Origin of the sequence: Mitsuokella multacida DSM 20544 (assembly GCF_000155955.1) — a bacterium.
GTDB lineage: Bacteria > Bacillota > Negativicutes > Selenomonadales > Selenomonadaceae > Mitsuokella > Mitsuokella multacida.
The window spans coordinates 760,082-786,530 of sequence record NZ_GG697141.2; the positions used below are offsets into that span (position 1 = coordinate 760,082).

19 protein-coding genes are annotated in these 26,449 nt (G+C 57.5%); 5 read left to right on the plus strand and 14 right to left on the minus strand.

Annotation, left to right across the window (positions count from 1 at the left end; translation table 11 throughout):
• The first annotated feature begins 47 nt into the window (after positions 1–47).
• The 5 genes from MITSMUL_RS03565 to MITSMUL_RS03585 all read left to right on the plus strand — a co-directional run bounded on the left by MITSMUL_RS03565 (position 48) and on the right by MITSMUL_RS03585 (position 6,847).
• Complete coding sequence (locus tag MITSMUL_RS03565; RefSeq protein WP_005840043.1) at positions 48–1,463, plus strand: AsmA family protein; 1,416 nt, start codon at positions 48–50, stop codon at positions 1,461–1,463.
• A 62-nt stretch (positions 1,464–1,525) separates the two neighbouring features.
• Complete coding sequence (locus tag MITSMUL_RS03570) at positions 1,526–2,446, plus strand: DMT family transporter (protein WP_050751630.1); 921 nt, start codon at positions 1,526–1,528, stop codon at positions 2,444–2,446.
• 196 nt (positions 2,447–2,642) lie between these two features.
• Positions 2,643–3,659: an adenosine deaminase gene (gene add, locus MITSMUL_RS03575; protein ID WP_005840047.1), complete on the plus strand. Its 1,017-nt coding sequence runs from the start codon at positions 2,643–2,645 to the stop codon at positions 3,657–3,659.
• A gap of 63 nt (positions 3,660–3,722) precedes the next feature.
• Positions 3,723–5,057: an NCS2 family permease gene (locus MITSMUL_RS03580; protein ID WP_005840049.1), complete on the plus strand. Its 1,335-nt coding sequence runs from the start codon at positions 3,723–3,725 to the stop codon at positions 5,055–5,057.
• An 11-nt stretch (positions 5,058–5,068) separates the two neighbouring features.
• Positions 5,069–6,847, plus strand: a complete 1,779-nt coding sequence (locus MITSMUL_RS03585; protein WP_005840050.1) for an adenine deaminase C-terminal domain-containing protein — start codon at positions 5,069–5,071, stop codon at positions 6,845–6,847.
• A 95-nt stretch (positions 6,848–6,942) separates the two neighbouring features.
• Here the strand turns inward: MITSMUL_RS03585 and nspC are convergent, their stop codons facing one another.
• From nspC to MITSMUL_RS12845, 14 genes are all read right to left on the minus strand, one after another.
• A complete protein-coding gene (gene nspC / locus MITSMUL_RS03590) occupies positions 6,943–8,097 on the minus strand; it encodes a carboxynorspermidine decarboxylase (protein WP_005840052.1) in 1,155 nt (384 codons plus the stop codon).
• Entirely contained in the window at positions 8,097–9,299 is a 1,203-nt protein-coding gene (locus tag MITSMUL_RS03595) for a saccharopine dehydrogenase family protein (protein WP_005840054.1), read from the minus strand. Before MITSMUL_RS03595 ends, nspC begins: the two co-directional genes overlap by 1 nt.
• A gap of 45 nt (positions 9,300–9,344) precedes the next feature.
• A complete protein-coding gene (gene speB, locus MITSMUL_RS03600; RefSeq protein ID WP_005840056.1) occupies positions 9,345–10,220 on the minus strand; it encodes an agmatinase in 876 nt (291 codons plus the stop codon).
• Positions 10,201–11,061 carry a polyamine aminopropyltransferase gene (gene speE / locus MITSMUL_RS03605; RefSeq protein WP_005840058.1) on the minus strand — a complete coding sequence of 287 codons (861 nt, stop codon included), beginning with the start codon at positions 11,059–11,061 and terminating at the stop codon, positions 10,201–10,203. Before speE ends, speB begins: the two co-directional genes overlap by 20 nt.
• 23 nt (positions 11,062–11,084) lie before the next feature.
• Complete coding sequence (locus MITSMUL_RS03610) at positions 11,085–12,536, minus strand: aminotransferase class I/II-fold pyridoxal phosphate-dependent enzyme (protein ID WP_005840060.1); 1,452 nt, start codon at positions 12,534–12,536, stop codon at positions 11,085–11,087.
• Positions 12,537–12,578: 42 nt separating this feature from the next.
• Complete coding sequence (speD, locus tag MITSMUL_RS03615) at positions 12,579–13,370, minus strand: adenosylmethionine decarboxylase (RefSeq protein WP_040635410.1); 792 nt, start codon at positions 13,368–13,370, stop codon at positions 12,579–12,581.
• A 164-nt stretch (positions 13,371–13,534) separates the two neighbouring features.
• Entirely contained in the window at positions 13,535–14,287 is a 753-nt protein-coding gene (gene trmD, locus MITSMUL_RS03620; protein WP_005840063.1) for a tRNA (guanosine(37)-N1)-methyltransferase TrmD, read from the minus strand.
• Positions 14,277–14,819, minus strand: coding sequence for a ribosome maturation factor RimM (rimM, locus tag MITSMUL_RS03625; RefSeq protein ID WP_005840065.1), 543 nt, complete (start codon positions 14,817–14,819; stop codon positions 14,277–14,279). The genes trmD and rimM overlap by 11 nt, the downstream gene beginning before the upstream one ends.
• Positions 14,791–15,222 carry a YlqD family protein gene (locus MITSMUL_RS03630; protein ID WP_040635413.1) on the minus strand — a complete coding sequence of 144 codons (432 nt, stop codon included), beginning with the start codon at positions 15,220–15,222 and terminating at the stop codon, positions 14,791–14,793. The genes rimM and MITSMUL_RS03630 overlap by 29 nt, the downstream gene beginning before the upstream one ends.
• 96 nt (positions 15,223–15,318) lie before the next feature.
• The gene (locus MITSMUL_RS03635) at positions 15,319–15,549 is read right to left on the minus strand and encodes a KH domain-containing protein (RefSeq protein WP_005840068.1); all 231 of its coding nucleotides are present in this window, start codon (positions 15,547–15,549) and stop codon (positions 15,319–15,321) included.
• Positions 15,550–15,566: 17 nt separating this feature from the next.
• A complete protein-coding gene (gene rpsP / locus MITSMUL_RS03640; protein WP_005840070.1) occupies positions 15,567–15,842 on the minus strand; it encodes a 30S ribosomal protein S16 in 276 nt (91 codons plus the stop codon).
• Positions 15,843–15,881: 39 nt separating this feature from the next.
• Positions 15,882–17,255 carry a signal recognition particle protein gene (gene ffh / locus MITSMUL_RS03645; RefSeq protein WP_005840071.1) on the minus strand — a complete coding sequence of 458 codons (1,374 nt, stop codon included), beginning with the start codon at positions 17,253–17,255 and terminating at the stop codon, positions 15,882–15,884.
• 3 nt (positions 17,256–17,258) lie between these two features.
• Positions 17,259–17,621, minus strand: coding sequence for a YlxM family DNA-binding protein (gene ylxM, locus MITSMUL_RS03650; protein ID WP_005840073.1), 363 nt, complete (start codon positions 17,619–17,621; stop codon positions 17,259–17,261).
• Between the two features lie 158 nt (positions 17,622–17,779).
• Positions 17,780–26,353, minus strand: coding sequence for an ESPR-type extended signal peptide-containing protein (locus MITSMUL_RS12845; protein ID WP_005840075.1), 8,574 nt, complete (start codon positions 26,351–26,353; stop codon positions 17,780–17,782).
• Positions 26,354–26,449: the final 96 nt, after the last annotated feature.

The following is a 26,449-nucleotide window of genomic DNA, read 5'->3' on the forward strand; positions in this document are numbered from 1 at the left end:
GCAATATCAACTAACTGTTCAAAAAATATGCGAAAGAAGGTGACTGTATGCGCGCGAAGAAATACCTCAAGCGGCTCGGGCTCATCCTGCTCATCACCTGCGCCGTCATCCTCGTCACGCTCGAGGTCATCAGCCGCGGCGCGGCGCAGATCTTCAACCACGCGATGGCCAATCAGGACATGCTGCGCGGTACGATCACGGTCGAGCGGCTGATCTCAGACATCACGGGGCACGTCTACTTCACGAACCTCGTCTGGACGGACCGCGAGGGCAATCCCATCCTCGAGATCCCGAGCGGCGACTTCCGCGTCAACGTCTGGGACGTCCTCACGCGCGATTTCAAGTCGACGACAATCCGCGAGCTCACGGTCGATCAGCCCGTCGTCTCCGTGCGCCTCTCAGACGACATGAAAGTCGACTTCGTGCGCCCCTCGCCCGACATGGATAAACTCAAGAAAGAGCCCACGGACTGGCGTGAGAAGGTCAATCTCTCGTCGCTCGACGCGCGTGGGCGCCGCGAGGTCGGCCAGTGGCGCCGTGAGCACCGCCAGCAGAAGATGCAGCGCGACTGGCGCAATTTCAACGCCGCAGGCAAGAAGCTCAAACTGCGCCTCAACGTCCACGACGGCGGCGTCGAAGTCTTCTACCGCGAGCGCCATTACGTCATGAGCCACGTGCAGATGGCCGTCGGCATCGACACCGACCGGAAGATGGACATCGACATGTCAATCGGCGGCTTCGGCGGCACGATGATTGGCGACGCCATCTCGCTTAATGGCACGGTCGACTTCCAGCAGGACCCGGAGCCAGAGTGCAGCCTCGCGCTCGTGCTCTACCAGATCGACCCGTCGTCGCTCGGCTTCGGCATGAACATCCACGACAAGATGACCCTTTCGACGTACTTCACGGGGCCCGTCTCCCACCCGATTGGCACGGGCAAGGTCGAGATGGACGAGCTCCACATCCCGGGCCTCGACTTCGCGAATGTCGAGGGCAATGTCTACTACGAGAACTCCCTGCTGCAGTTCACCGATGTCACGGCGGACGTCTACAAGGGCAAGCTCGCGGCCTACGGCGACTACGACCTCGACACGCGTTTCTACAACCTCTACGGCCACGGCTCAGAGCTCCAGACGGAGTCCGCCCTGCCGAAGAGCGGCCTGCACACGCGCGTCGACCTCGACCTCGAGATCCACTCAGAGGGCTCGGCCAAGAGCACCGTCTCGTCCGGCTCTTTCCTCTCCGGCCCCGGACGCTACCACCTGCTGCCGTTTGACAGCCTCTCCGGCAAGGTCACGGATGCCGGCGGCGACCTGCACTTCTACGACGCCGTCATCAAGCTGCCGGGCTTCACCATCTCGACCGACGCTTTCCACATCCAGCACGGCAAGCTGCACCTGAGTCCAATCCGGCTGACGGACAAAGAAGGCCATCCACTCTACACCTACACGCCGGACCAATGAGCTGTCGACTGCACCACAAAGCTGAAAGAAGCTGAAATCTAAAAGCAGAAAGAAAGATTCCCATGACTCTTACCTCTCCATCAAAATCCCCTAATCCAAAATCGCCTGTGCGCCGCCGCGGCATCGCACTCGCCCTGACGGGCGCCGTCCTCTGGGGCGGCTCAGGCGTCGCCGGCCAGTACATCCTGCAAGACTGCGCCTTCGCGACGGAATGGCTCGTCGGCGTGCGCATGCTCATCTCGGGCGCCCTGCTGCTGCTCATCGACCTCGCCGTCTACCGGCAGGACATCTTTGTGGTCTTCCGCGGGCGGCGCGACCGCCTCGAGACGATTGCCTTTGCCATCTTCGGCATGCTCGGCGTCCAGTACACCTACTTCGCCGCCATCAAGTTCAGCAACGCCGCGACCGGCACAATCCTCCAGTACCTCATGCCGGTCGTCATTGTCGGCTGGACCGCACTGCGCACGCGCCGGATGCCGCCCCTTGGCGAGCTCGCCTGCGTCGCGCTCGCCGTGCTCGGCACCTTCCTGCTCGTGACGCACGGCAGCCTGACGAGCCTCGCCATCTCGCCGCCCGCCCTGTTCTGGGGCCTGCTCTGCGCCTTCGCCGCGGCCTTCTACACCGTCCAGCCGAAGCGCCTGATCTGCAAGTACCGCCCGACACTCATCGTCGGCTGGGGCATGCTCGTCGGCGGCCTCTTGTTCCTGCCCATCTCGAATCCCTGGGCCTTCACCGGCATCTGGAACACCGCTGCCGCCCTCAACTTTGCCTACATCATCCTCTTTGGCACCGTCATCGCATTCGTCTGCTACCTCGGCAGCCTCCAGTACATCCAGCCCGCCGAGACCAGCATCCTCGGCTCCGCCGAACCCCTCTCCTCCATCCTGCTCTCCATCGCCCTGCTCCACATCACCTTCACCCCTGCCGACCTCCTCGGCGCCATCAGCATCCTCGCCGCCGTCATCCTGCTGACGCGAAAATAAGGGCATGGATGCGCAACCATCTACATAAACTATTTTGCATTCACCAGATTGACAGATGAAAACTGGGTGAGTATAATGAGCATAGAATCAATTCTATAATATGGTCTTCAGTGGCGCTGGAGACCTGAGGACTATATGGCTGTTGTACGCTGATGGCGTGTGACAGTCTATTTTTTTGCTAACAGGAGGGGTATCCATGGCTACAGAAGTCACGAAAGAGTTTATCGTAGGCATGCCGAAGGCAGAACTGCATCTGCATATTGAAGGCACGCTGGAGCCGGAATTGAAATTGAAACTGGCTCAGAAGAATCATGTGGACATTGGCCAGACTACGATTGAAGAAGTACGCGCTTCCTACCAGTATGACGATTTGGCATCGTTCCTGGCCGTCTACTATCCAGCCATGAACGTACTGCAGACAGAAGAAGATTTCTATGACCTGGCCATGGAATATCTCCATCACGCTGCAGAAAACAACGTCCGCCATGCGGAGATTTTCTTCGATCCTCAGGCCCATACGAGCCGCGGCGTTGCCTTTGAGACGTTCATCAACGGTCTGTACCGTGCGACGGTCGATGCCCGCGCACTCCATGTCGATGCCAGACTGATCATGTGCTTCCTGCGCGACCTGTCGCGTGAGTCGGCTCGCAAGACTCTGGAAGAATCCCTGCCCTACCGCGACAAATTCATTGGTGTCGGTCTGGATTCCGATGAGCACAACAATCCGCCGATGAAATTCTTCAACCAGTTCACGCAGGCAGAGCAATACGGCCTGCACCTCACGGCACATGCGGATATCGACCAGAAGGATTCCATTGAGCACATCCGTGACCTGTTGGAAGTCATCGGTGTCGAGCGCATCGACCATGGCACGAACATTGTCGAAGACCCGGACCTCGTTGAATATGCGGCCAAGCACCACATCGGTTTCACGACATGCCCATTATCCAACACGTTCGTGCGTCCGGAAATGAAAGGACCGGAAGTACTTGAACTGCTCGCCAAAGGCGTAAAAGTCTCGGCTCATTCCGATGACCCGGCTTACTTTGGCGGCTACATCAGTGACAATTATTACGCACTGGCCGATGCCTTCAATCTGACGAAGGAACAGGTCGTGACGCTGGCCCGCAACTCGTTTGAAACGTCCTGGATCAGTGATGAGCAGAAGGCAATCTATATTGCAGAGCTCGAAGAATATGCGCGGACGCACTGAAGAAACGCCCGTAAACGCCCGTAAAGGATTTAACGCATAACGAAACAAGAGGTATTTATTTTCATGTCTAACCAATCCACCGGAGTTCTAGAAAGGCTCTTTCACCTGTCGGAAAATAACACCACGGTAAAGCGCGAATGCCTGGCCGGACTGACGACCTTTGTCTCCATGGCCTACATTCTCTTTGTCAATCCAATCATCCTCGGCGATGCCGGCATGGATGCCGGAGCCGTTTTCACGGCCACGGCCCTGTCGGCCATCATGGGCTGCCTGCTCATGGGCTTCCTTGCGAATTACCCCATTGCCATTGCACCGGGTCTCGGTGACAATGCGTTCTTCACGTATTCGGTCGTGCTGGCTATGGGCATTCCTTGGCAGCAGGCCATGGGCGGCGTCTTCGTCGCTTCCATCCTTTTCACGCTGGTTTCCCTGTTCAAGATTCGCGAGATCATCATCGATGCTATCCCGCAGGACCTGAAGTACGCGATGGCCGCCGGTATCGGCATCTTCATCTCCTTCGTCGGCCTGCAGGGCGGCGGCATCGTCGTCTCTGATCCGTCATCCCTAGTCGCCATTGGTTCATTCAAGGTGCCAACGACCTGGCTCACCATCTTCGGTCTGTTTGTCACGGCTATCCTCATGGCAAAGAAAGTACCCGGTTCTATCTTTTATGGCATCGTACTGACAGCCATCATGGGCCTCGTTACCCAGATCATCCCACCGCCAGAGAGCATCATCTCCATGGCACCGAGCCTCGCCCCAACGTTCGGCATTGGCGTCAGCAACATGACATCCATCTTGTCTGACCCGCAAATGTGGGCAGTTGTCGTCATCTTCTTCCTAGTCGCGTTCTTCGATACGGCGGGCACGCTTATTGGTCTGGCCCAGCAGGCCGGCATCATGCGCAACGGCAAGATGCCGCGTATCGGCCGCGCGCTCATGGCAGATTCTCTGTCCATGCTCGGCGGTGCTGTCATGGGCACAACGCCTACAGCAGCTTACGTTGAGTCCTCGGCTGGTATAGCCGTCGGCGCTCGCACGGGTCTAACGGCTATCGTCGTCGCCGTGCTCTTCGCCTTCAGCATGATCTTTTCGCCGCTCCTGGCCGTCGTCACGGCTCAGGTCACAGCTCCGGCTCTGATCATCGTTGGTGTGCTCATGACGTCTTCCCTGCGTGAAATCCATTGGGATCAGTTTGAAGTTGCCTTCCCGGCCTTCATGGTCATCATCGGCATGCCGCTGACGTTCAATATCTCCTATGGTATCGCCTTCGGCTTCCTATTCTACCCAATCCTGATGATGATTGCCGGACGCCGCAAGGAACTCAATCCCCTCATCTGGGTCATGTTCGTGCTCTTCCTCGTCCTGCTCTACACCTTGACCATGCTTAAATTCTAAGGAGGATCGATATGCTTACAAAAGAATTGTTATCCGAGTACATCGATGCCGGTGCGGCCAAGAGAAAGGCTGATATGGCCATCCTCGGCGGTACGCTCATCAATGTCAATACGAGCGAATACTACCAGGCAGACGTAGCCATCTACAAAGGAAAGATTGTCGCTGTAGAAAGCGATATTTCCGACTACATCGATGAGCATACGCAGAAAATCGATGCCACCGGGAAGTACCTGGCTCCGGGACTCATCGACTGCCATATTCATGTAGAATGCAGCAAGATGAGCATGACCCGCTTTGCCCAGGCCGTCGTCCCGCACGGCACGACAAGCATCGTCAGCGGTCTCGATGAATACATCTCTGTCATCGGCGTCGACGGCCTCAAGGCCATCTTCGAAGAAGTCGACGCTTCGCCCCTGAAGGTATTCTGGGCGCTACCGTACAAGACACCGTACACAATCCCGGTTTCGACGATTGCCTATAACGTGACGGCCAAGGATCATGCCAAGTATCATCAGGATCCGCGCTGCTACGGCATCTGGGAACTCGTGCGCGAAGCCGTCCAAACAAAGGACCCCGATACCATGGAAGCCTTGGTACTCGCGCAGAAATACCATCGTCCCATTTTCGGTTGCAGCCCGCTGGCAACTGGTAAAGCTCTCAACGAATACCTCATGAGCGGCGTCCGCGTCGACCACGAGAGCTATGACCATGAAGAATTCCTTGAAAAGGCCCGCAAGGGTATTCATACGATTATCCGGGAATCCGCCGTCACGAAATTCCTCAAGGAGAATGTCCGCGCTATCACTGAGGGCGCGCCAGGCATGGCACGCCATACGAGTTTCTGCTCCGATGACGTAAACGCTCGCGGCATCCTCAAGGAAGGCCACATCGATCACATGATACATCTGGCCATTGCCGCCGGCGTCGAGCCCATGACGGCCATTCAGATGGCCACGATCAATGCTGCCGAGGCCTACCAGATTGACGACCATGTCGGCTCAATCGCACCGGGCAAAGATGCTGATATCCTGCTCGTCGATCAGCCGGGCACCTTCCAGGTGGAAACGGTCATCAGCAAGGGTACATTGGTCACCGAGAATGGCGAAAATAAATTCCACTACGTTATCCCTGAGCGTACAGACGACCTGCTCCATACCGTGCAGCATACGCCTCTGACAGCAGATGATTTCGCCTATCACGTAGACCTCGACGAGGGAACGGCCGTAGTCGAGACCATCAATAGCATCGGCCCCTTCATGCGTAAGCGTCGCGATGTCGAACTCGAAGTCCGTGGCGGCATTGTCTGTCCCAGTGCCGAGAAAGACGTGGCGCTCGTATCGGTCATCGAACGCTATGGCCTGAACGGCAACATGTCTAAGGGCTTCATTTCCGGCTGGTCCTTCCAAAAAGGTGCGATTGCCACGACTGCTGCGCCTGATGACAACAATCTCGTTGTTGCCGGTGCCAATTACGAAGACATGGCCCTGGCGGCTAATACACTCATTGAGCAAGGTGGTGGCCAGATTGTCGTCATCGACGGCAAGATTGTCTCGTTCCTACCTCTGCCGATTGCCGGCATCGCCTCAGATCTGTCACCGGAGGAACTGGCAGCCAAGGAAAACGAGCTCGACAATGCAGCCAAGGCCATCGGCAGCCGTCTCCCCGATCCAATTTTCTACCTTTCGTTCCTGCCTATCACGGCTATTCCGGATCTGGCCATCACCGACGGCGGCAATGTAGACTATACGAAGTTGTCCTACTTCGACCCCATCCTGGAATTAAAAAAATAATATAAGATGGTCTCCATCGGGATCATTGATTGAAAGAAAAGCGTCTCATGCTGCAAAGTGCAGCAGAGACGCTTTTTTTCTGAGTGTTGCCCGGCTCAGAGCCTCATCTTGAAGTCTTCGTAGCCGAACTGGCGGACGGTTTGCCAGCTGCCGTCTTCGTCGCTGGCGATGATGGCGGGCAGGGGCATGCCGTTGAAGGTGTTGTTCTTGACCATGGTGTAGATAGCCATGTCACAAAAGACGATGCGGTCGCCGATGGCGAGGGGCTCGTCGAAGGAGTAGGTGCCGATGGTGTCGCCGGCGAGGCAGGTCGGGCCGGCGAAGGTGTAGGTATGGGCCTTCTCCCCCGGCTCGCCACTGCCAAGGACGGGCGGGCGGTAGGGCATCTCGATGACGTCGGGCATGTGGCAGGCGGCCGAGGTGTCGAGGATGGCGATGGCGTTTTCCTGCTGGATGTCGAGCACCTCGGCGACGAGGAAGCCGGCGTTCAGCGCGACGGCCTCGCCGGGCTCGATGTAGACGGTCAGGCCGTACTCCTGCTGCATATGGCGGATGCACTTCTTGAGAAGCGCGATGTCATAGCCCGGCTTCGTGATATGGTGGCCACCGCCGAAGTTGATCCACTTCATCTGCGGCAGGTACTTGCCGAACTTCGCCTCGACGGCCTCGAGCGTGACGGCGAGCGCGTCGGCGCCCTGCTCACAGAGCGTGTGGAAGTGCAGGCCTTCAAGCCCCTCGAGGGCGCTCTCGTCGAAGTCGCGCAGCCGCACGCCGAGACGCGAGCCTGCGGCGCACGGGTCGTAGATGGCGTGCTCCTGCGTCGAGCGCTCGGGGTTGATGCGCAGGCCACACGAGACGCCGGCCGCAAGCGCTGCGGGGCCGAATTTCTTCCACTGCGCGAACGAGTTGAAGACGATGTGGCCGCAGATCTTCGTGAGCTCCGCGAACTCGGCCTCCTTGTAGGCCGGCGAGAAGACATGGGTCTCCTTACCGAACTTGCCCATCTCCTCATGGCCTAGCCTCGCCTCGTAGAGGCCGCTGGCCGTCGTGCCCGAGAGGTACTCGGCGATCAGCGGGTAGTAATGGTACATGGAGAAGCACTTCTGGGCGAGCAGGACATGCGCGCCCGTGCTCTCCTCCACCTCATGCAGGATGCGCAGGTTGTGCTCGAGCAGGTCCTTTGCGATGACGTACGAGGGCGTCGGCACCTCGAAGAACTCTTTGCGGTAAAGCGATGTGAACGTTTTCATCAGTCGACGAGCTCCGGGTCAAAGCTCTCTTTCCACGGCAGGCCCCACTTGTTGAGCGCCTCCATGAACGGGTCCGGATCGAACTCCTCGATGTTCTTGACGCCGGGGCCCTTCCAGGTGCCGTTCATGATGAGCATCGCGCCGATCATGGCCGGCACGCCCGTCGTATAGGAGACGGCCTGCGAGCCGACTTCCTTGTAGCACTCCTGATGGTCGCAGACATTGTAGAGGTAGTACGTCTTGTCCTTGCCATCCTTCTTCCCGCGGAAGATGCAGCCGATGTTCGTCTTGCCCTTCGTGCGCGGGCCGAGGCTCGCCGGGTCTGGCAGTACGGCCTTGAGAAACTGCAGCGGCACGATCTTCTTGCCCTCGAACTCGATCGGCTCGATCGATGTCATGCCGACGTCCTCGAGGCACTTGAGGTGCGTGAGGTAGCTCTGACCGAACGTCATGAAGAAGCGGATGCGCTTGATGCCCGGGATGTTGAGGCCGAGGCTCTCGAGCTCCTCGTGGTGCAAGAGGTACATGTCTTTCGGGCCGACTTCGGGGAAGTTGTAGACGCGCTTGATCTCCATCGGCTTCGTCTCGACCCAGTGGCCGTCCTCCCAGTAGCTGCCGTTGGCCGAGACCTCGCGGATGTTGATCTCGGGATTGAAGTTCGTCGCGAACGGGTAGCCGTGGTCGCCGGCATTGCAGTCGAGGATGTCGATGTAGTTGATCTCGTCGAAGTGGTGCTTGAGCGCGTAGGCGGCAAAGACGCCCGTGACGCCCGGGTCAAAGCCGGAACCCAAGAGTGCCGTGATGCCGGCCTTCTCGTAGCGCTCGCGGTAGGCCCACTGCCACTTGTACTCGAACTTCGCCGTGTCCTCCGGCTCGTAGTTGGCCGTGTCGACGTAGTTCGTCTTCGTCGCGAGGCAGGCATCCATGATGTGCAGGTCCTGATACGGCAGCGCGAGGTTCAGCACGACGTCCGGCTGGAACTCCTCGATGAGCGCGATGAGCGCATCGACGTCGTCCGCGTCGACCTGCGCCGTGCGGATCTTCGTCTTCGTCGTGCCCTCGAGCTTCTCCTTGAGCGCGTCGCACTTCGACTTCGTGCGCGATGCGATCATGATCTCACTGAATTCGTCCGAGTTCTGGCAGCACTTGTGGATGGCGACACTCGCCACACCACCGCAGCCGATGATCAAAGCTTTTCCCATGATATGCCTCCTAGGTTTGAGATTGTATAGATAAAATAGACTTGCTTACTTGAGGTAGGGCTTCTCGAGTGCCAGCAGCATCTCGCGCAGAAGCTTGAGGGCCGTGGCCGTCGAGGTGCCGCTCGGGTCGAGCGGTGGTGAGAGCTCGACCATGTCGCAGCCGACGATCTGGCAGCCGCGGATGGTACGCAACGCGGCAGAGAGAAGGTCCGTGAAGCGCACGCCGCCCGCCTCGGGCGTCCCCGTGCCCGGGAAGCACGAGGGGTCGAGCACATCGAGGTCAATCGTCAGGTAGATGGGACGTCCCTTGAGCGCTGCGATTGTCTCATCAAGGCCAGCGAAGCTGAACTTCTGGATCTTCGTATGGCCCTCGGCCGACCAGTACCACTCCGCGCGCTCGCCGCTGCGGATGCCGAACTGAAAGATGCGGCCGTCGCCGATGAGCTCCCAGATGCGGCGGATGACCGTCGCGTGCGAGAGGCGGTTGCCGAGGTATTCCTCGCGCAGGTCCGTGTGCGCGTCGAAGTGGATGACGGCAACGTCGGGGTACTTCGCCTGCACGGCGCGGAAGGCCGGCAGCGTCACGAGGTGCTCGCCGCCAATGAGGAACGGCAGCTTGCCGTCCGCGACGATGTCCCGCGCGCACGCTTCGATGTCCGCGAGCGCACGCTCCGTGTCGCCGAAGCAGAGCTCGAGGTCGCCACCGTCGAAGACCTTTGCGTCCTCGAGGTCGAGGTCCTGATACGGGCTGTACGTCTCGAGGCCGTACGACTCCGCGCGCATCGTGCGGCTCGCAAAGCGCGTGCCCGGCCGATACGACGTCGTCGAGTCAAATGGCGCGCCGTAGAGCACGATGCGGCTCTCCTCGTAGTCGCTTTCACAGCCGAGGAAGGTCTCGACATTACGATTCCGGTTCAACATCTCTTAGCATCTTCTCCACATAATTCGGCAGGGCAAAGGCGCCCGCGTGCAGCTGCGTGTTGTAGTAGCGCGTCTTGAGGCCGATGGCGTTCCAGCGCACCCAGTTGACGTCCTTGACGGGATGGCGCTTCTTGGCGGCAAAGCCGAAGAGCCAGTGGCCCGATGGATACGTCGGGATGTGCGCCTGATAGACGCGGCTTATGGGGAAGGAATCGACGATGCGCTTGTGGGCGCGCTGCATCGCATAGGCGTCCTGCTGGTAGAACGGGCTCTCGTGCTGATTGACCATGATGCCGTCCTCGCGCAGCGCCTTGTAGCAGTTGCCGTAGAACTCCTTCGTGAAGAGGCCCTCGCCCGGGCCGAACGGGTCCGTCGAATCGACGATGATGAGGTCGTAGGCGTCCTCCGCATGGCGCACGTACTTGAGGCCGTCCTCGTAGTGGATCGTGACGCGCGGGTCGCCAAGGCAGCCCGCCGTCTGCGGCAGGTACTTCTTGCAGACCTCGACGACGAGCTCGTCAATCTCGACGAGGTCGATGTGGCGCACCGTCGGATAGCGCAGGAGCTCGCGCACCGTGCCGCCATCGCCGCCGCCGATGACGAGGATGTCGTGCGCGTCGGGATTGACGCACATCGGCACGTGCGTGATCATCTCGTGGTAGATGAACTCATCCATCTCCGTCAGCATCATGTAGCCGTCGAGCGTCAAAAAGCGGCCGAACTCCTTCGAGTCGAAGATGTCGATGCGCTGGAATTCGCTGCGGCCTGAGTAGAGCTGGCGGTCCACCTTGATGGAAAAGCGGACATTCGGTGTGTGATGTTCGGTAAACCAGAGTTCCATAAAATCCCCCCTCTATTTCACGATTATTTTACGACATTGAGCCGCGCGAGCGTCATGTCCTCGGGGCCCGTCATCTGGCAGCCCTTCTTGCGCGCGTAGCGGATGTAGGTCAGGATCTCGTCCGTGATGCGCTCGCCCGGCGCGAGGATCGGGATGCCAGGCGGGTAGCACATGACGAACTCACTGCAGACGCGGCCTGAAGTCGACTCGATAGGCAGCGACTCCTTCTCGGCGTAGAACGCCTCCTGCGGCCCGTAGACGACTTCCGGCTCGATGTACTCGGCCTTGAGCATCTTCGAGGAATCCTTGCGGTAGTTGCGCCGGATCTCCGCGAGCGCGGCGACGAGCCGTTCGATGTCCTTAGGCCGGTCGCCGACTGAGACGTAGGCCAAGAGGTTCGCAATGTCGCCGAACTCCGTCTGGATGTCGTACTCGTCACGCAGGAGGTCGTAGACCTCGATGCCCGCAAGGCCCGTCGGCCGCGTGAAGATGGAGAGCTTCGTCGTGTCAAAGTCGTAGATGGAGTCGCCGTTGATGAGCTCGCGGCTGTAGGCATAGTAATCGCCAATCGCGTTGATCTCGTCGCGCGCGTACTCGACGAGCCCGATGACCTTATCGAAGATCTCCTGCCCGTGCAGGGCGAGGTTGCGGCGGCTGATGTCGAGGCTCGAGAGCAGGAGGTACGAGCCCGAGGTCGTCTGCGTGATGTTGATGACCTGATGGACGTAGCCCGCATTGACGTTCGGACCGCAGAGCAGCATCGAGCTCTGCGTCAGCGAGCCGCCCGACTTGTGCATACTGATCGATGCCATGTCGGCGCCAGCCGCCATCGCCGAGACGGGCAGCTTGTCGTGGAAGTAGAAATGCGTGCCGTGCGCCTCGTCGGCGAGCACCATCATGCCGTGCGCATGTGCGAGGGCTACGATCTCGCGCAGGTTCGAGCAGATGCCGTAGTACGTCGGATTGTTGACGAGCACGGCCTTGGCGTCAGGATGACGCCGTATCGCGTCCTTGACTTCCTCGACGCGCATGCCGAGCGAGATGCCGAGCGTGTGGTCCATCTGCGGATTGACATAGACCGGGACGGCACCGCAGAGGATCAGCGCATTGATGGCGCTGCGGTGCACATTGCGCGGCATGATGATCTTGTCACCGCGCCCGACTGCCGTCAGCACCATCGCCTGCACGGCCGACGTCGTGCCGCCGACCATGAAGAACGCATGTGCCGCGCCAAAGGCCTCTGCCGCGAGCGTTTCTGCATCGCGGATGACCGAGACGGGATGGCAGAGATTGTCGAGCATCTTCATCGAGTTGACATCGACGTCGAGGCACTTCTCCCCGAGGAAGTCCCGGAGCTCCGGATTGCCGCGGCCGCGCTTGTGGCCCGGCACGTCAAATGGCACGAGGCGCGCGCGCTTCATGCGCTCGAGCGCCTCGAGAATCGGTGCACTCTCCTGAGTCAGATATCGTCCCACCGTCTTTCACTTCCTTATCTTTATCATCTTTATCGCATTTTTTCAGTAGAGATTGCGGCCGCTGTAGATCTCGATCATCTCGCGGCGCAGGCTGTTGCTGATGGCGAGGCGGTCCTTCGGCGGGATCTCGTAGATGTCCGTATTGAACAGGTAGTTCTGCAGCTGCGGCTCCTTGATGAGCATGCGCGTGTGGTAGAGATTCGCCTGGTAGAGGTTGATGTCGACGGCGTCGTAGCGGTCGAGCGTCTCCTGCGCGATGAACTCCTGGATGGAGCGCATCTTCGAGTCCATGAAGAGCTTGCGGCCGTCGAGGTCGCGCGTGAAGCCGCGCACACGGTAGTCCATCGTGATGATGTCCGAGTCGAACTGCGCGATCATGTAGTCGAGCGTCTTGAGTGGCGTGATCTCCCCGCACGTCGCGACATCGATGTCGACGCGGAAGGTCGCGATGCTCGTGCCCGGATGGAACTCGGGGTACGTATGTACCGTCACATGGCTCTTGTCGAGATGCGCGAGGATCGTGTCGCCGAGGATGGCCGACTCGACCGGCTTTTTGCGTCCCGATGTCACCGCGTCTTCTTCCGCGATGAGCATCGTCACGCTCGCGCCCTGCGGGTCGTAGTCCTGCTTCGCGATGTTGAGGATGCGCGCGCCGATCATCTCCGTGACCGTCGACAAGATCTTCGTCAAGCGCTCCGAGTTGTACTGTTCGTCGATGTACTTGATGTAGTCCTGCTGCTCCCGCGCCGACTTCGCATAACAGATGTCATAGATGTTGAAGCTCAATGCCTTCGTCAGGTTGTTAAAGCCGTACAGCTTCAGCTTTTCCTCCAATCCACCAAAACCTGCCTTTCTTTTTATAGCTTTCACCAAAAAGGCCACGGCTCCAGAAGCCGTGGCCTTTCTGCTAACTTTAGCTTTATTTTAGCAGATTCAACTCGTTGAAACAAGTGGAATCTTGCGCCCGAAGGCGTGGATTTTGAGCGGATCGCGTGCGGTTATTCAGACTGCTCTTCCGACTGTGCAAAGCGCTGCAGGAGCTCGAGGTCCTTGTCGCTTAGCTCCTTCTTCGCCAAGAGGTCGGGGCGCTTTGCCTGCGTCAGGCGCAGCGACTGCTCGTGGCGCCACTGGCGGATCTTCGCGTGGTCGCCCGAGAGCAGCACCTCCGGCACCTCCATGCCCTCGAAGTCGCGCGGGCGCGTGTACTGCGGGAAGCCCAAGAGGCCGTCGTAGAACGAGTCCGTCGGCGCCGACTCCGCATCGCCGAGCACGCCCGGCAGCATGCGCGAGACGGCGTCCGTGATGACCATCGCCGGCAGCTCGCCGCCCGTCAGCACGAAATCGCCAATCGAGATGGCCTCGTCGGCGAGCGGGTAGATGCGCGCGTCGAAGCCCTCGTAATGGCCGCAGATGAAGACGAGCTGCTCATAGCCCGCGAGCTCCTTGGCCTTCGCCTGCGTAAAGACAGGCCCAGCGGGGTCCATGATCAGCACGCGGCGGCTCGCCGCATGCGCCGCTGTCTCCTCGAGCACCGCGCGCACGGCGCGGTACATCGGCTCCGGCTTCAGCACCATCCCCGCGCCGCCGCCAAACGGCGAATCGTCGACATGCCTGTGCTTGTCGTGCGAGTAGTCGCGGAAATTCGTGAAGTGGATGTCGAGGATGCCCTTGTCGACGGCGCGCTTCGTGATGCTCGCACCGAACGGCCCCGCAAACATCTCCGGGAACAGCGTGATCATGTCAATGCGCATCGTCCGTCTCCTCCGGCAGGTCGACGACCATGCGGCCGCCCGCGACGTCGATTACCTTGACGACCGCCTTGAGCGCTGGGATCAGCAGCTCGCGGCCGTCCGGGCGGCGCGCCTGATAGACGTCGTTGCTGCCCGTGCGCAGGACGTTTTCGACCGTGCCGAGCGTATTGCCCGTCTCATCGTAGACCGTCAGGCCGATGATGTCGAACGTGTAGAACTCGCCTTCCTCAAGCGGCACGGCCTCGCTGCGGTCGACCGTCAGCAGGCGGCCCGTCAGGCGCATCGCGTCCTCGCGCACGGGGTACTCGCGGAACTTCAGCAGGATGAACTGCTTGTGGTACTTGCAGCTCTCGATGTGCAGCAGCTCGTCGCCGACCATGACTTCCTTCATATCGGCAAAGCGCTCCGTGAAGTCCGTCAGCGGGATGATGCGCATCTCGCCGTGGATGCCGTGCGCCGCACCGACCTTGCCGATCGTCACACGGTCCTTGGCCGCATTTTTCTTAGCCGCGGATGGCGATAATCTTGTCATCTTCCACCAGCACTTCCACATTCATGAGCTCGCGCATGTCGTCGCCGACCTTGACGTCGACCTGGCGCTCGAGCGTGCCCTGCACGATCTCCGAACCGATCTTGAGCTTCTCCGTCTGCTCCTTCTGCGCGAGAGCCTGTGCGCGGTAGTCCGCACGCTTCTGGCGCTCCTGGCCGAAGTGCTGCTGGATAGCGTGCAGGCGCTGGATTTCCTGCGGCGTCGGGTCATCGGCATTGGCCGGGCCGTTCTCCTGCAGGACGCGCTTCTCCTGGATGTCGAGCTGCTGCAGCTCGAGCTCCGCGCGCTGGATGCCTTCCGTGAGTTCTTTGAGCATCTTTTCCTTGAGCTTTTCCGTGACCTTTGCCTTGATCGTCACCGGCATCTTGAGCGAAATCGTATCCATGTTTGTTCCTCTTTTCTGCTCGAACTTGAAATACAAAAACAGCGGCAAAGCCCACAAGTCTTTGTGTGGGCGATGCCGCTCTTCTTCTGATTTCATTTATTCAATGATATCAACCGAGACTTTTTTGTTCTCCCGGGTGGCTGCGGCCTTGACAACCGTGCGCATGGCTTTCGCGATGCGGCCCTGGCGGCCAATGACCTTGCCCATGTCATCCTCATCCACGTGGAGTTCGAGCGTGACCTGACGGTCCTGCTGCTTCTCCTCGACGCGGACATCTTCGGGATGATCCACTAAGGACTTCGCGATGACTTCAACAAGTTCTTTCATGCTGTAGCCTCACTCAATCAGTTCTTAGCGTTCTTTGCCTCAGCAAACTTAGCCATGAGGCCCTTCTTGCTGAAGAGATTCTTAACGGTGTCCGTCGGCTGAGCACCCTTGCCCATCCAATCGAGAACCTTCTCCTCGTCAACATTGACGACTGCCGGGTTCTGGGACGGATCGTAGTTACCGAGGACCTCGATGAAACGACCATCGCGCGGTGCGCGGGAGTCCGCGACAACAATGCGATAGAACGGATTCTTCTTTGCACCCATACGGTTCAGACGAATCTTTACTGCCATGTGAATTCACCACCTTTCAAATCTTGATTGGGAAATATCTCAATGCATGAACGGCAATTTCGGGAGCCCGAGGCCGCCGAGATTCGGCAGGCCTTTCTTGCCCTTCTGCATCTTCTTCATTTTCTTCATCATCTTCTTCATCTCGCCGAACTGCTTCAGGAGCTTGTTGACGTCCTGCACGCGCGTGCCGGAGCCCATCGCGATGCGCTTGCGGCGGCTGCCGTTGATGATGTTTATGTTGGCGCGCTCTTTCGGCGTCATCGACTTGATGATGGCCTCGATCTGGCGGATTTCCTTGCCGTCGAGGTCGATGTCCTGTCCGGCGAGCTGCTTCTTGAGGCCGCCCATGCCCGGGATAAGCCCTAAGATGTTGTCGAGCGAGCCAAGCTTCTTGACCTGCTGCATCTGCGCGAGGAAATCATCGAGCGTGAACTCGTCCTTCCGCAGCTTCTTCTCCATCATCTTGGCTTCTTCCATGTCGAAAGTCGCCTGTGCCTTCTCGACGAGCGAGAGCACATCGCCCATGCCAAGGATGCGCGACGCCATGCGGTCCGGATGGAACGGCTCGAGCGGCTCGAGCTTCTCGCCAAGACCGATGAACTTGATGGGCACGCCCGTGACCGCCTTGACGGAGAGCGCGGCACCGCCGCGGGCATCGCCGTCGAGCTTCGTCATGACGACACCGTCGAGGCCGAGCGCGTCGTTGAACGACTGCGCGACGTTGACGGATTCCTGGCCCGTCATCGCATCGACGACGAGCAGGATCTCATGCGGATGGACCTCCGACTTGATGTCGCAGAGCTCCTTCATGAGCTTCTCATCAATCTGCAGGCGGCCCGCCGTATCGATGATGACGACATCGCAGGCATGCGACTGCGAATAATCAATCGAGTTCTTCGCGATCGTCACTGCATCCGTACCCTGCTCCATCGAGAACACGGGGATGTCGAGCTGCTTGCCGAGGACCTGCAGCTGCGTGATGGCCGCCGGGCGGTAGATGTCCGCCGCGACGAGCAGCGGGCGCTTGCCCTGCTTCTTGAGCGCGAGGCCGAGCTTGCCAGCAGACGTCGTCTTGCCGGCGCCCTGCAGGCCGACCATCATGATGATCGTCGGCGGCTTCGGACTCATGTTGATGCGGCTCTGCGTGTCGCCCATGAGCTTCGTGAGCTCCTCGTCGACAATCTTGATGACAACCTGTGCCGGCGTCAGCGTCTCGAGGATGTCCTGGCCAATCGCGCGCTCCTTGACGGTCTTGATGAACTGCTTGACGACCTTGAAGTTGACGTCGGCTTCGAGAAGTGCCATGCGCACCTCGCGCATCGCCTCATTGACGTCGTCCTCCGTCAGCTTGCCATGGCCGCGGAGCTTCTTGAAGGTTGCCTGAAGTCGGTCCGATAAACTTTCAAAAATCAAAAATCATACCTCCCGGCCATATTCATTGCTGCCAAGTAACGGCACGAGGCGCGCGAGGATATCGCGGACTGCCGCGTTGTTCTCATCCGTCCGCAGGGCCTTGACCGAGCGGCAGATGTCCGCGAGCACCGCACGCTCCTTCTGGTAACGCGCCACGAGCCCGAGCTTCGCCTCATACGATTCCATGGCCTTCTCGGAGCGATGGATGTTGTCATAGACCGCCTGCCGGGAAATCCCGAGCTCCTCGCCGATCTCCGACAACGAGAAATCCTCAAAGAGATGCATCTTGAGGCATTCCTGCTGCTTCTCTGTCAAAAGCGCCCCATAAAAATCAAACAGCGCCGACAAATACAAAAGCTGCTCCATCCTGCCCCACCTTCATCTTGATATCGTGCCAAGGCTTTTTGCTTGACATAGGCTATTATAGCCGCCCCCCGCCCCCGTGTCAAGCATTTTTCCTTGTCAGATGCAAAAAAGCCTCCGGGGAGACTCCTCGGAGGCTTCTTGCCTATCGTTATCCAGTTTTACTTTGCGGCATCAGCCGGCGCATCTTTCTCGATCACGCTGCCGTAGACATCACGGTAGCGCTTCTTCTGCTCGCCGTTCTTCTGCTTGACCAGCTCGTCGCGGTCGTTGACGCGGACGCGCTCGATCTTGTGGCGGTCATTATCCTTGCCCTCGACGCGGTCGACACGGAAGCGGTTGAGGGAAAGCTCGCGGATCTCCGGCTCGAACTCCTCCGACATGCGCTCCATGTCGGTGTCGACGCTCGCACCGTTCTCGAGTGCCCGCGAGAAGATTGCGGCAAACTCATAGCGCGTGATCGTGCGGTCCCCCTTGAACTCGCCGTCCGGATAGCCCTCGAGCAGGCCGCGGTCCGCCAATTTCTTGACGTACGCATAAGCCCAGTGGTTCTCCGGCACATCCGGGAACAGGATGGAGCGGCGCTTCGGCGCTGCTGCCGTGCCCTGCTTGCCAACGAGCGCCTCAAGCTGCTCAATCTTCTCGTCCTGTTTCTGGACATAGTCCTTGAGCGCAAGGAGCTCCTTCGCCATCGCGACGCGGCTGTTCGTCACATGGTTGCCCTGGCCGAACTTGAAGCTGATGCCCGCGTTGACCATGTTCTCACCGCCGCCGACCGTGCCGCCGACCGACAGCGTCGTGTCCTCATTCGGACGGTAGAACGCGCCGACAGCCGCCGCATTCGCGCCGCGGTAATTGCCGTAGCCAACAGCGAAGTCCCACTTGTCATCCGGGTCGAAATCCTGCGGATGCAGTGCAGCAAGAGCCGCAGCACCAGCGCCGACACGGTCCACACGGCGGTCGAGGCTGCTAACCTCGCCACCGAGCTTGCCAATCGCCTGATCGCGCTGCGCGAGCTGGCTGCCATTGATGGCCTCCGTCGAATCCGGCGCGACCTTGCCCGGTGCGACACCTTCAATCTTGTTGCCGCCCATGTTGACACTGCCCTGCTGGACCGTGATGTCCTTGTGCTTGTCATCGCCCTTGACCGTCAGGCCGCCATTGTTGATGGTGGTATTGCCCGCCTGGAACGTCTCACTGTTGACCGTCTTTGCATTGACGGTATTCGCCTCAACGCTGTTGAGTCCCTTGAGGTCCTTGGCCAGGCGGATGGAAAGGCCGGTGAGTTTCTCACCCTTGTTATCCGGATCTTCCTTCTCCTGCTGGATGACACCGAGGTTGCCCTCATCTGCCAGCGCCTCAACCTTGGCACCGCCCGTCAGGCTCAGGAAGCGGCCGAACTTGACGTTGACACTCTTCTTGGTCGCGGCATCATCGCCCTGATACTGACGGTCTGCCTTGACATCCTGCTGGAGCTGCGTGACATCCGTCTGGAGCTTATCGACATGCTGACCAATCTGATTGACATTGTTGGTCACGTTCGTGACGTTCTGCTCAACCTTGCCCGCGATATTCTTGACATCGCCGATGCTGGCCGCATTGTTGTCCTTGGCATCCGCGTACGTCTTGCCATCGATGCCGCTGGCAATGTTCGTAATCTGCTTGCCACCGCCATTGATGCCATCCTTGCTGATGCTGATACCAGAATCCTTGATTGTGACCTTGTTGGTATCTACGCCATTCTGGTCTACCTTCGTCTGGCCGGCATTGATACTGCCGTTGCCACCCAGGTCGACATCCTTCTTCAAAGAGACTTCCAGAGAGCCATTGACTACCTTCGTCTCGATGTTCTTGCCATCGCCCTTGACCGTGACGGTCTGGCCCAGGTCTTTTTTCACGGTGTTCCTAGCTTCATCGGCCAGGCCAAAGCCGCCGCCCTGACTCTGGTTCGTGATGGAACCAGCAACATCGCGGAGCTGGCCTTCCGTAGCAGCACGGTTCTCAACCACATTGTCCTTGTTCCACTTCGTGTTGTCCAGACCCGTGATGTATTTGCCCGTCTCTGCTGTTCCAGCAGTGCCGTCCGACTTCTTGCCCGTGACCGTCTGCTTGCCAATGATGATCTTCTGAGTCGTGTCAGTTCCCTCACCGACCGTGACCTTCGTGAAGTCCGGTGTATTGGTCATGACGAGCTCAAGGCCATCACCATTTGTATTGCTGCGGACGCCCAGATTCTTAGAAGAAGCCGTTGCTACGGCATCCTTGTCCATGCCGCCCGTAAGCGACAGCGTCGAATTGAGTTTCTTTGCGACTTCCTTTCCGTCATTGCCGACGAACTTCAGGCCGTCATCCATCGTAGCGACTTCATGGGTAATGGTCTTAGTTTTGCCATCTTCTGTGGTAACGGTCGTCTGATACTGGATGCGGGATGCCTTGTCCTTCGTGCTGTCTTTATCCTTGACTTCGTTCTGGTTGCGATCAAGTGTGGCCGTGCCAAGAATCGTGGAAAGATCCGTGAATGCACCGTCTTTGCCATCTGCGCCTTTCTGGCCAGTCAGGCCGATATGACCAACGCCGTCCTTGCCAGAAATGGAAACGGCATCTTTACCCGGCTGGCCGTCTTTGCCCGGCGTACCGATGGCAATCTTGCCATCAATGCCATTCTCACCATTAAGGCCATTCGAGCCAGTGATGCTGACGCCATTCTTACCATCTGTACCAATGACAGAAATGCCATCCTTGCCGTTGAGACCGATGCTGGATTTGCCATCTGCACCCTTGAGACCAACGGTGCCATCGACACCATCCTTGCCCAGCGTGACTTTATCGTTGAGTTTCAGGTCATACGTCTTCTGGCCATCTTCATCCGTGACTTTCAGCTTCAGGTTTTCGCCATTATAGTCTGTAGTTCCGGCGGCTTTCCCGTTTTCTACCGTAATGACGGTATGCTTACCGGCTGTAGTGGCGGCTTCTTTGACCGCGTCACTGATTGTCTTGAGCTGATCCTCAGTAGCCGCACGGCCGCTGACGTATTCCGGCTTGTCGACATTCCAGTCCTTGTTGTCAAGACCCGTGACATAGTCGCCAGCCTTGCCTTCCTTGGCAATAATCGGCTTGCCTTTCTTGTCGACGCCTGTAATCACATCGAGCGTCTTGTCGTCGAAGTGCTTGATGACAATCGGGTCATTTCCATCGGCAGCATTACCATTCTTGCTGCCGCCGACGGTCAAGTAGCCATCCTGATGCAGGTTAATCTTGTCGCTCAGAGAAACCTTGACCGCGCCATTGTCGACAGAAGTCTTGATGTTGCCATCATCAGCTACAGTATTCTTCTTCTCGTCATAAGTACCGTCGCCGCGAATCTGCAGGGTTTCGTTGAGTTTCTTGGCAACTGTCGTATGCGCATCATCACCGGCGAACTTCAGGCCGTCTCCCATCGTGGCGACTTCATGGGTAACATGATTGTGGTCTTCATAGACAACGCGGTCCATGCCATTCGTGCCTTTATTGCCGTCGGTACCATCGACACCTACCTGACCATTCTTGACGTGGATATCAGCCGATGCGTTCTGGCCATCCTTGCCATCTGCACCCTTCGGTCCCTTCGGACCGATGAGCCCGATATGGCCTTCCGTACCAGCTTTGCCATCAACGCCTTTGATGGTCACACCATTCTGGCCATCTTTGCCATTGATGGAGATACCATCCTGGCCTTTGATGACCACGCTCGAGCCGTCTTTGCCGTTAACGCCAATTGTACCGTCAACGCCATCCTTGCCCGGCGTACCCGATTCGCCCTTTTCACCCTTTTCACCGACGGTAACACTATTGCCAGTGATGTCTTTGTCCATAAGGACCTTGACCGTCGTGTTTCCATTCTCATCCTTTTTCACTGTCGTGGTCAGATTGTCGTCGGTATAAGTATGACCGGCTTTAGCAGCCGAACCCATGATATTGATGGTACTGTTCAGCTTATTGCTGACAGGATTAGCAGTTTTTCCTAAAGCTGCGGCATTGGCACCGATTTTCAGACCATCATCCATGGTAGCCACTTCATAGTTCTTGCCATTGCTATCGTACTGGATGCGCGGAGCCTGGATGATGGTCGTTTCCTTGTCATCCTTGTCTTTGATGACCGTCTTGACATTCTTGCCATCATCCAGCGTAGCCGACTTGAGATCCGTCGTGATGTCGATGGAGATACCATCCTTGCCCGGCGTACCGTCAGCGCCCTTCTCGCCTTTTGGGCCGGTCAAGCCGATATGGCCGACGCCGCCCGTACCAGAGATGGAGACTGCATCCTTGCCGTCTTCGCCAGCGATGCCGACTTTGCCATCGACACCATCTTTGCCAGCAATACCGTCCGGACCGGTGATGGAAACGCCAGACTTGCCGTCTTTGCCATCCTTACCGATAACGAAGAGGCCATCTTTGCCATTATCACCGTCTGCACCATTACGGCCGACGACGACGGTCGTGCCACCCTTGGTCTCAACGGTGACTTTGCCGTCCTTGCCATTCTGGCCAACGGAAATCTGGTCGTTGAGGGAAATCTGGATAGCACCGTCTTTTACAGTGGTCTTGATATTGCCATCTTTGGCAACCGTACCATCTGCATTGTAGACGGTATCGCCTTTGACCTTGACGGTATCGCCCAATTTTTTCGTCACAGTCGCGCCAGCTTCATCAGCCAGGCCAAAACCTTTATCAACGGAGCCATTTACGCTGTTGATGGCATCTCTCAGCTGACCTTCCGTCGCGGCTCGATTTTCAACTACATTGTCTTTATCCCAGGCCTTGTTGCCCAAGCCGGTGATGTAGTTGCCGGTCTGAGATGTTGCAGATGCACTTCCGTCCGACTTCTTGCCGGTAACAGTCTGCTTACCAATGATGATCTTCTGTGTCATATCAGTCCCTTCACCGACCGTGACTTTCGTGAAGTCCGGCGTATCGGTCATGACGACTTCAAGGCCATCTTCTTTGCCATCTGCTTTTTCATTCTGGCGGACACCCAGATTCTTAGAGGAAGCATTCTTCAACGCGTTTGCATCCGTAATGCCGCCTTTGATAGGCAGGGTGGTGTTCAGCTTTCGGATAACTTCTTTGCCGTCGTTGCCCACAAACTTCAGTCCGTCGTCGAGCGTGGCCACCGTATGGGTCGTAGTGCCGACTTCGCCGTCTTTACCATTCTGATAGACAATGCGGGTAATATCTGTGCCGTCCACACCGGTTTTGCCATTCTGACCATTCGCACCCGGCTGTCCTTTTTCCGTCTTGATGATGGTGGTGCTGTATCCCTGCTTGCCATCAGTGTCCGGGACGCCATCTTTACCGGTCAGGCCAATGGTGCCTTCCTGGCCGTCTTTGCCGTCAGAGGTATCCTTGCCCAAAACCAGCTTATCCTTCGTGGCAATCGAAATCTTGCCATCGGTCTGGGTCAAAGAAATATTCTTACCAGCATCGATTGTCACGGTATCGCCCGGATGAATCAAGGTCTCTTTGTTGCCAGCCACCGCACCTTCGGACGCCGATGCGGTCAGCTTAAAGCCGGATTTGTTGATGGCATCAGCAACACTCTGTCCTGTTACATAGGCATTCTTATTTTCCACAGTCTGCCCATTCTCTGTATATGTCGGATTGGTGACAGCAACCTTACCGGTTGCCACAGCACTGTCTCCCGAGCCGGTCGTTTCCGACGACAAGGTGGCCGTAGCAATCTTCAAGTCGTAATTCGTATGCTTATCCGTTGCATTATTATCAGAGGTAACCGTTACAGAATGATCATTCGATGTCACCGTCGTCTTGGCTGCGTTAAGCTGCGATACGTTGACGGCATCGCTATCCTTCGTGCCGTTTCCGACATTGGTGATGGTCTTGCCGCCATTATTGAGTCCATCTTTTGTCAAGCTGATTGGATTGTTTTTATCGCCATTTTGGTTAATGGTCACGCCACCATTGTTGATGGTGGTATCACCCATCTCGACAGAGCCCTTGTCACCCAAGTTAATGTTCTGAGCAAGCTGGACTTTCATTAAACCGTCCTTAACATTGACGCCGATGTTGTTATCCGTCAGAACGCCAGTTGCGCCGCCCTTGATGTCAAGACGCTCGTTGAGTTTCTTGAGAAGGACGTTCTGCTCTTCTTTCGTGACAGTCGTAGTGGTCTTGCCATCGACAGTTTTTGTTTCGGTCTTAGCGGCCTCGTAGTTGTCACCGGCATACTTCTGGCCGTCGTCCAAGGTAGCAATAAATTGAATTGTCCCCGTGTGATAGTCGCCGTATTCCAGGCGATTGAACTCATTGGACGCGCGCTCATCGTTCGGATTTGTCAGGTCAGGCGTCAGATACGAATTCTTATCTTTCAGATACGTAATACCGCCACTGATTGCATTGTAGATATAGGTCGGTTTCCTGCCTGTGTTATCATACAGTGCGACATATCCGCCCGCATCCTGATCAACACCCAAGACGACCTGACGCTGATCGTTATCCGCAGCCGAGCCATCGTGTTTTACGACTGATACCGTCTTGCCATCAATCTTAACGGCTTCTTTGACTGTGGTATCCGGTAAAGGCTTACCATCTTTATCATAATTCTTGAATTTATCAACGTTATTGACGGTCAGCTTACCGCCATTATTCTCAACCTGCTCGCCAAGGATCACATTTTTGTCCAATGACAGGTCATACGTTTCCTGCCCATTGGTGGCAGTCGTGCGCTTCAAGTCGAGGTTGCCGCCGTTAACCGGTGTATTGTCTGCCGTTACCGAATTGCCGCCGACTGTGACAATCGTGTGCTTTGCGTCAACTGCTCTGAGCTGGGCCACGTTGACAGCATCCGTATCCAGTGAACCTGCTGCCACGCCGGTGATCTGACGGGTGGTAGTGCTGTCATTGCCTACAGCAATGGCATTATCCGTTGCTTCCCAAGCTGAACCAGTAGAAGTGCTGCCCTTCGCATAGGCCGCTTTTTCTTTAGCATCGGTCAAAGCACTGTACTTGGCACGGGTGGTCTTGGAATTGCTGCCCAATGCGACGCTGTCGATGAGAGTTGCCTGTGCACCGTTGCCGATGGCTGCTGCATTCTCTGCCGATGCCGTGCCACCCAGTGCGGCGAGGGAGTTCCTGCCCGAAGCAGTGGAACTGATGCCGAAAGCTGTAGATGCTTCGCCAGAAGCTGTGCTGCTCTCGCCGAAGGCGGTGGCATTGTCACCGGAAGCAGTTGACGAGCTGCCGAAAGCGGTTGCCTGCTTGCCGGAAGCTGTAGAGCTGAGGCCGAAGGCCGTAGCATTGTCGCCCGAAGCCTTCGTTGTCGTGCCAAAGGTCGTGGCACCTGTTGCCTTTGCCTGGGTGTCATTGCCAAAGGCCGTGGCGTAGTCGCCGGAGGCTTCGGTCGAGTAGCCGAAGGCCGTGGCATCTTTATAGCCGTCAATATTATAGCCGTTACTGCCTTCATGGGCTTTTTTTAGCACACTGTCCGGCGTGATGGCGACTTCTGTTCCATTGACCGTTGTCGTAGCCTTGGAACCGACTGTTCCAGCTTTGCTGTTATTGTTGTATACTTTACCATTATCGCCGACTGTCGTGTCGACAGTAGCCGTCTTGCCATCAGCGCTAACCGTGACTCTCCAGAGACTGCCCTGATAGTCACGGACATAGGTATTGCCGTCTTGGCCGTCCAATACCACGTAATCGTGCTTTTCGGTATTACCGCCGATATCCATCTGCCTGACACCGACTGTACTGCCGTTCTGGGTATAAGCCAGATTGCCATGGACATCCATCTTTTCCGTTGCAGTCTTCGGTTGCTCGTTTTTATCGTCCGGGTTATTCTTGTAGGTATAGATATTGGTCACAGCACCGTTGTCATCAAGTTTAGCACCGGCGATGGTGTCGCTACCCCAAGCAGTGGATTCTTCATCAGCTGCGACGGTAGCATTGCCCCAGGCTGTAGAATACGATGACAACGCACGCGTGCGGTTGCCAAAGGCCGTAGCGCCGGTAGAGAGTGCGCGCGTATCATTGCCGAAGGCGACAGAGTCGTTGTAATTTGCTATCGTGTATTCACCAAAGGCAACAGAGCGGCCGCCTAATGCTTTCGTGTAATTGCCGAATGCAATCGAGTTCTGACCTCCCTTACCATCTTCAGCTCCAGCCTGCGTACCCATGCCAAATGCTACAGATCCAAGGCTCTTTGCCTGTGTATTTTGGCCAAATGCTACGGAAGCATCCCCGCTGGCTGTATTACCTGCATTAACCATCACAGCAGTAGCCGTTGATGCATCTCCAGTAAATTTCATATTGTCTTCTGTACTGAAGTAATCATTTTCATTCTTGTAATACGTTTTGTCCCCAATCTGGTAAACAAAGTAGTTCTTTCCATGATTCCTGAAGGTCTGCTGGATAGACGTGCCGCCAAAGGCTACAGACCACTTGCCTGATGCCGTATTATGCGTTCCAAGGGCAATGCTCTCTTGACCGGAGGCCGTTGTCGTGTTGCCAGCGGCAATCGAATTTGCCCCCGATGCCGTAGTCGAGTCACCAAACGCTTGTCCCTGAGCTGCTTCTGCCGTCAAAAGCCCCCCACCGGTGAACAGCATACTGCTGATCAGGGCGGTGCCGAGGACGGCTACGACTTTCTGGGAGCGGGTCTTGCCGTTGCTCCTGGCAATCTCGGCTACGACGACGTAGCACCCGCGGACTTTGCTCCATACGACTTTGTAGATGTGGTTCATCTTGCATCCTCCATCTCTTCTTGCATTTCCCTCTGTGTCGCCGGATGTGGAGCGTGTCCTCCATGACTGGCTTCTGCCTTGCTCGCGCTAACCGGT

Coding starts and splice junctions, on each gene's coding strand:
- MITSMUL_RS03570 (WP_050751630.1), top strand. CDS start 1,526: ATGACTCTTACCTCTCCATCAAAATCCCCTAATCCAAAATCGCCTGTG.
- ylxM (WP_005840073.1), bottom strand. CDS start 17,621: ATGGAGCAGCTTTTGTATTTGTCGGCGCTGTTTGATTTTTATGGGGCG.
- MITSMUL_RS03595 (WP_005840054.1), bottom strand. CDS start 9,299: ATGGGAAAAGCTTTGATCATCGGCTGCGGTGGTGTGGCGAGTGTCGCC.
- MITSMUL_RS03585 (WP_005840050.1), top strand. CDS start 5,069: ATGCTTACAAAAGAATTGTTATCCGAGTACATCGATGCCGGTGCGGCC.
- MITSMUL_RS03565 (WP_005840043.1), top strand. CDS start 48: ATGCGCGCGAAGAAATACCTCAAGCGGCTCGGGCTCATCCTGCTCATC.
- nspC (WP_005840052.1), bottom strand. CDS start 8,097: ATGAAAACGTTCACATCGCTTTACCGCAAAGAGTTCTTCGAGGTGCCG.
- add (WP_005840047.1), top strand. CDS start 2,643: ATGGCTACAGAAGTCACGAAAGAGTTTATCGTAGGCATGCCGAAGGCA.
- speE (WP_005840058.1), bottom strand. CDS start 11,061: ATGGAACTCTGGTTTACCGAACATCACACACCGAATGTCCGCTTTTCC.
- trmD (WP_005840063.1), bottom strand. CDS start 14,287: ATGCGCATTGACATGATCACGCTGTTCCCGGAGATGTTTGCGGGGCCG.
- MITSMUL_RS03635 (WP_005840068.1), bottom strand. CDS start 15,549: ATGAAAGAACTTGTTGAAGTCATCGCGAAGTCCTTAGTGGATCATCCC.
- MITSMUL_RS03630 (WP_040635413.1), bottom strand. CDS start 15,222: ATGGATACGATTTCGCTCAAGATGCCGGTGACGATCAAGGCAAAGGTC.
- rpsP (WP_005840070.1), bottom strand. CDS start 15,842: ATGGCAGTAAAGATTCGTCTGAACCGTATGGGTGCAAAGAAGAATCCG.
- MITSMUL_RS12845 (WP_005840075.1), bottom strand. CDS start 26,353: ATGAACCACATCTACAAAGTCGTATGGAGCAAAGTCCGCGGGTGCTAC.
- speB (WP_005840056.1), bottom strand. CDS start 10,220: ATGTTGAACCGGAATCGTAATGTCGAGACCTTCCTCGGCTGTGAAAGC.
- rimM (WP_005840065.1), bottom strand. CDS start 14,819: ATGACAAGATTATCGCCATCCGCGGCTAAGAAAAATGCGGCCAAGGAC.
- MITSMUL_RS03580 (WP_005840049.1), top strand. CDS start 3,723: ATGTCTAACCAATCCACCGGAGTTCTAGAAAGGCTCTTTCACCTGTCG.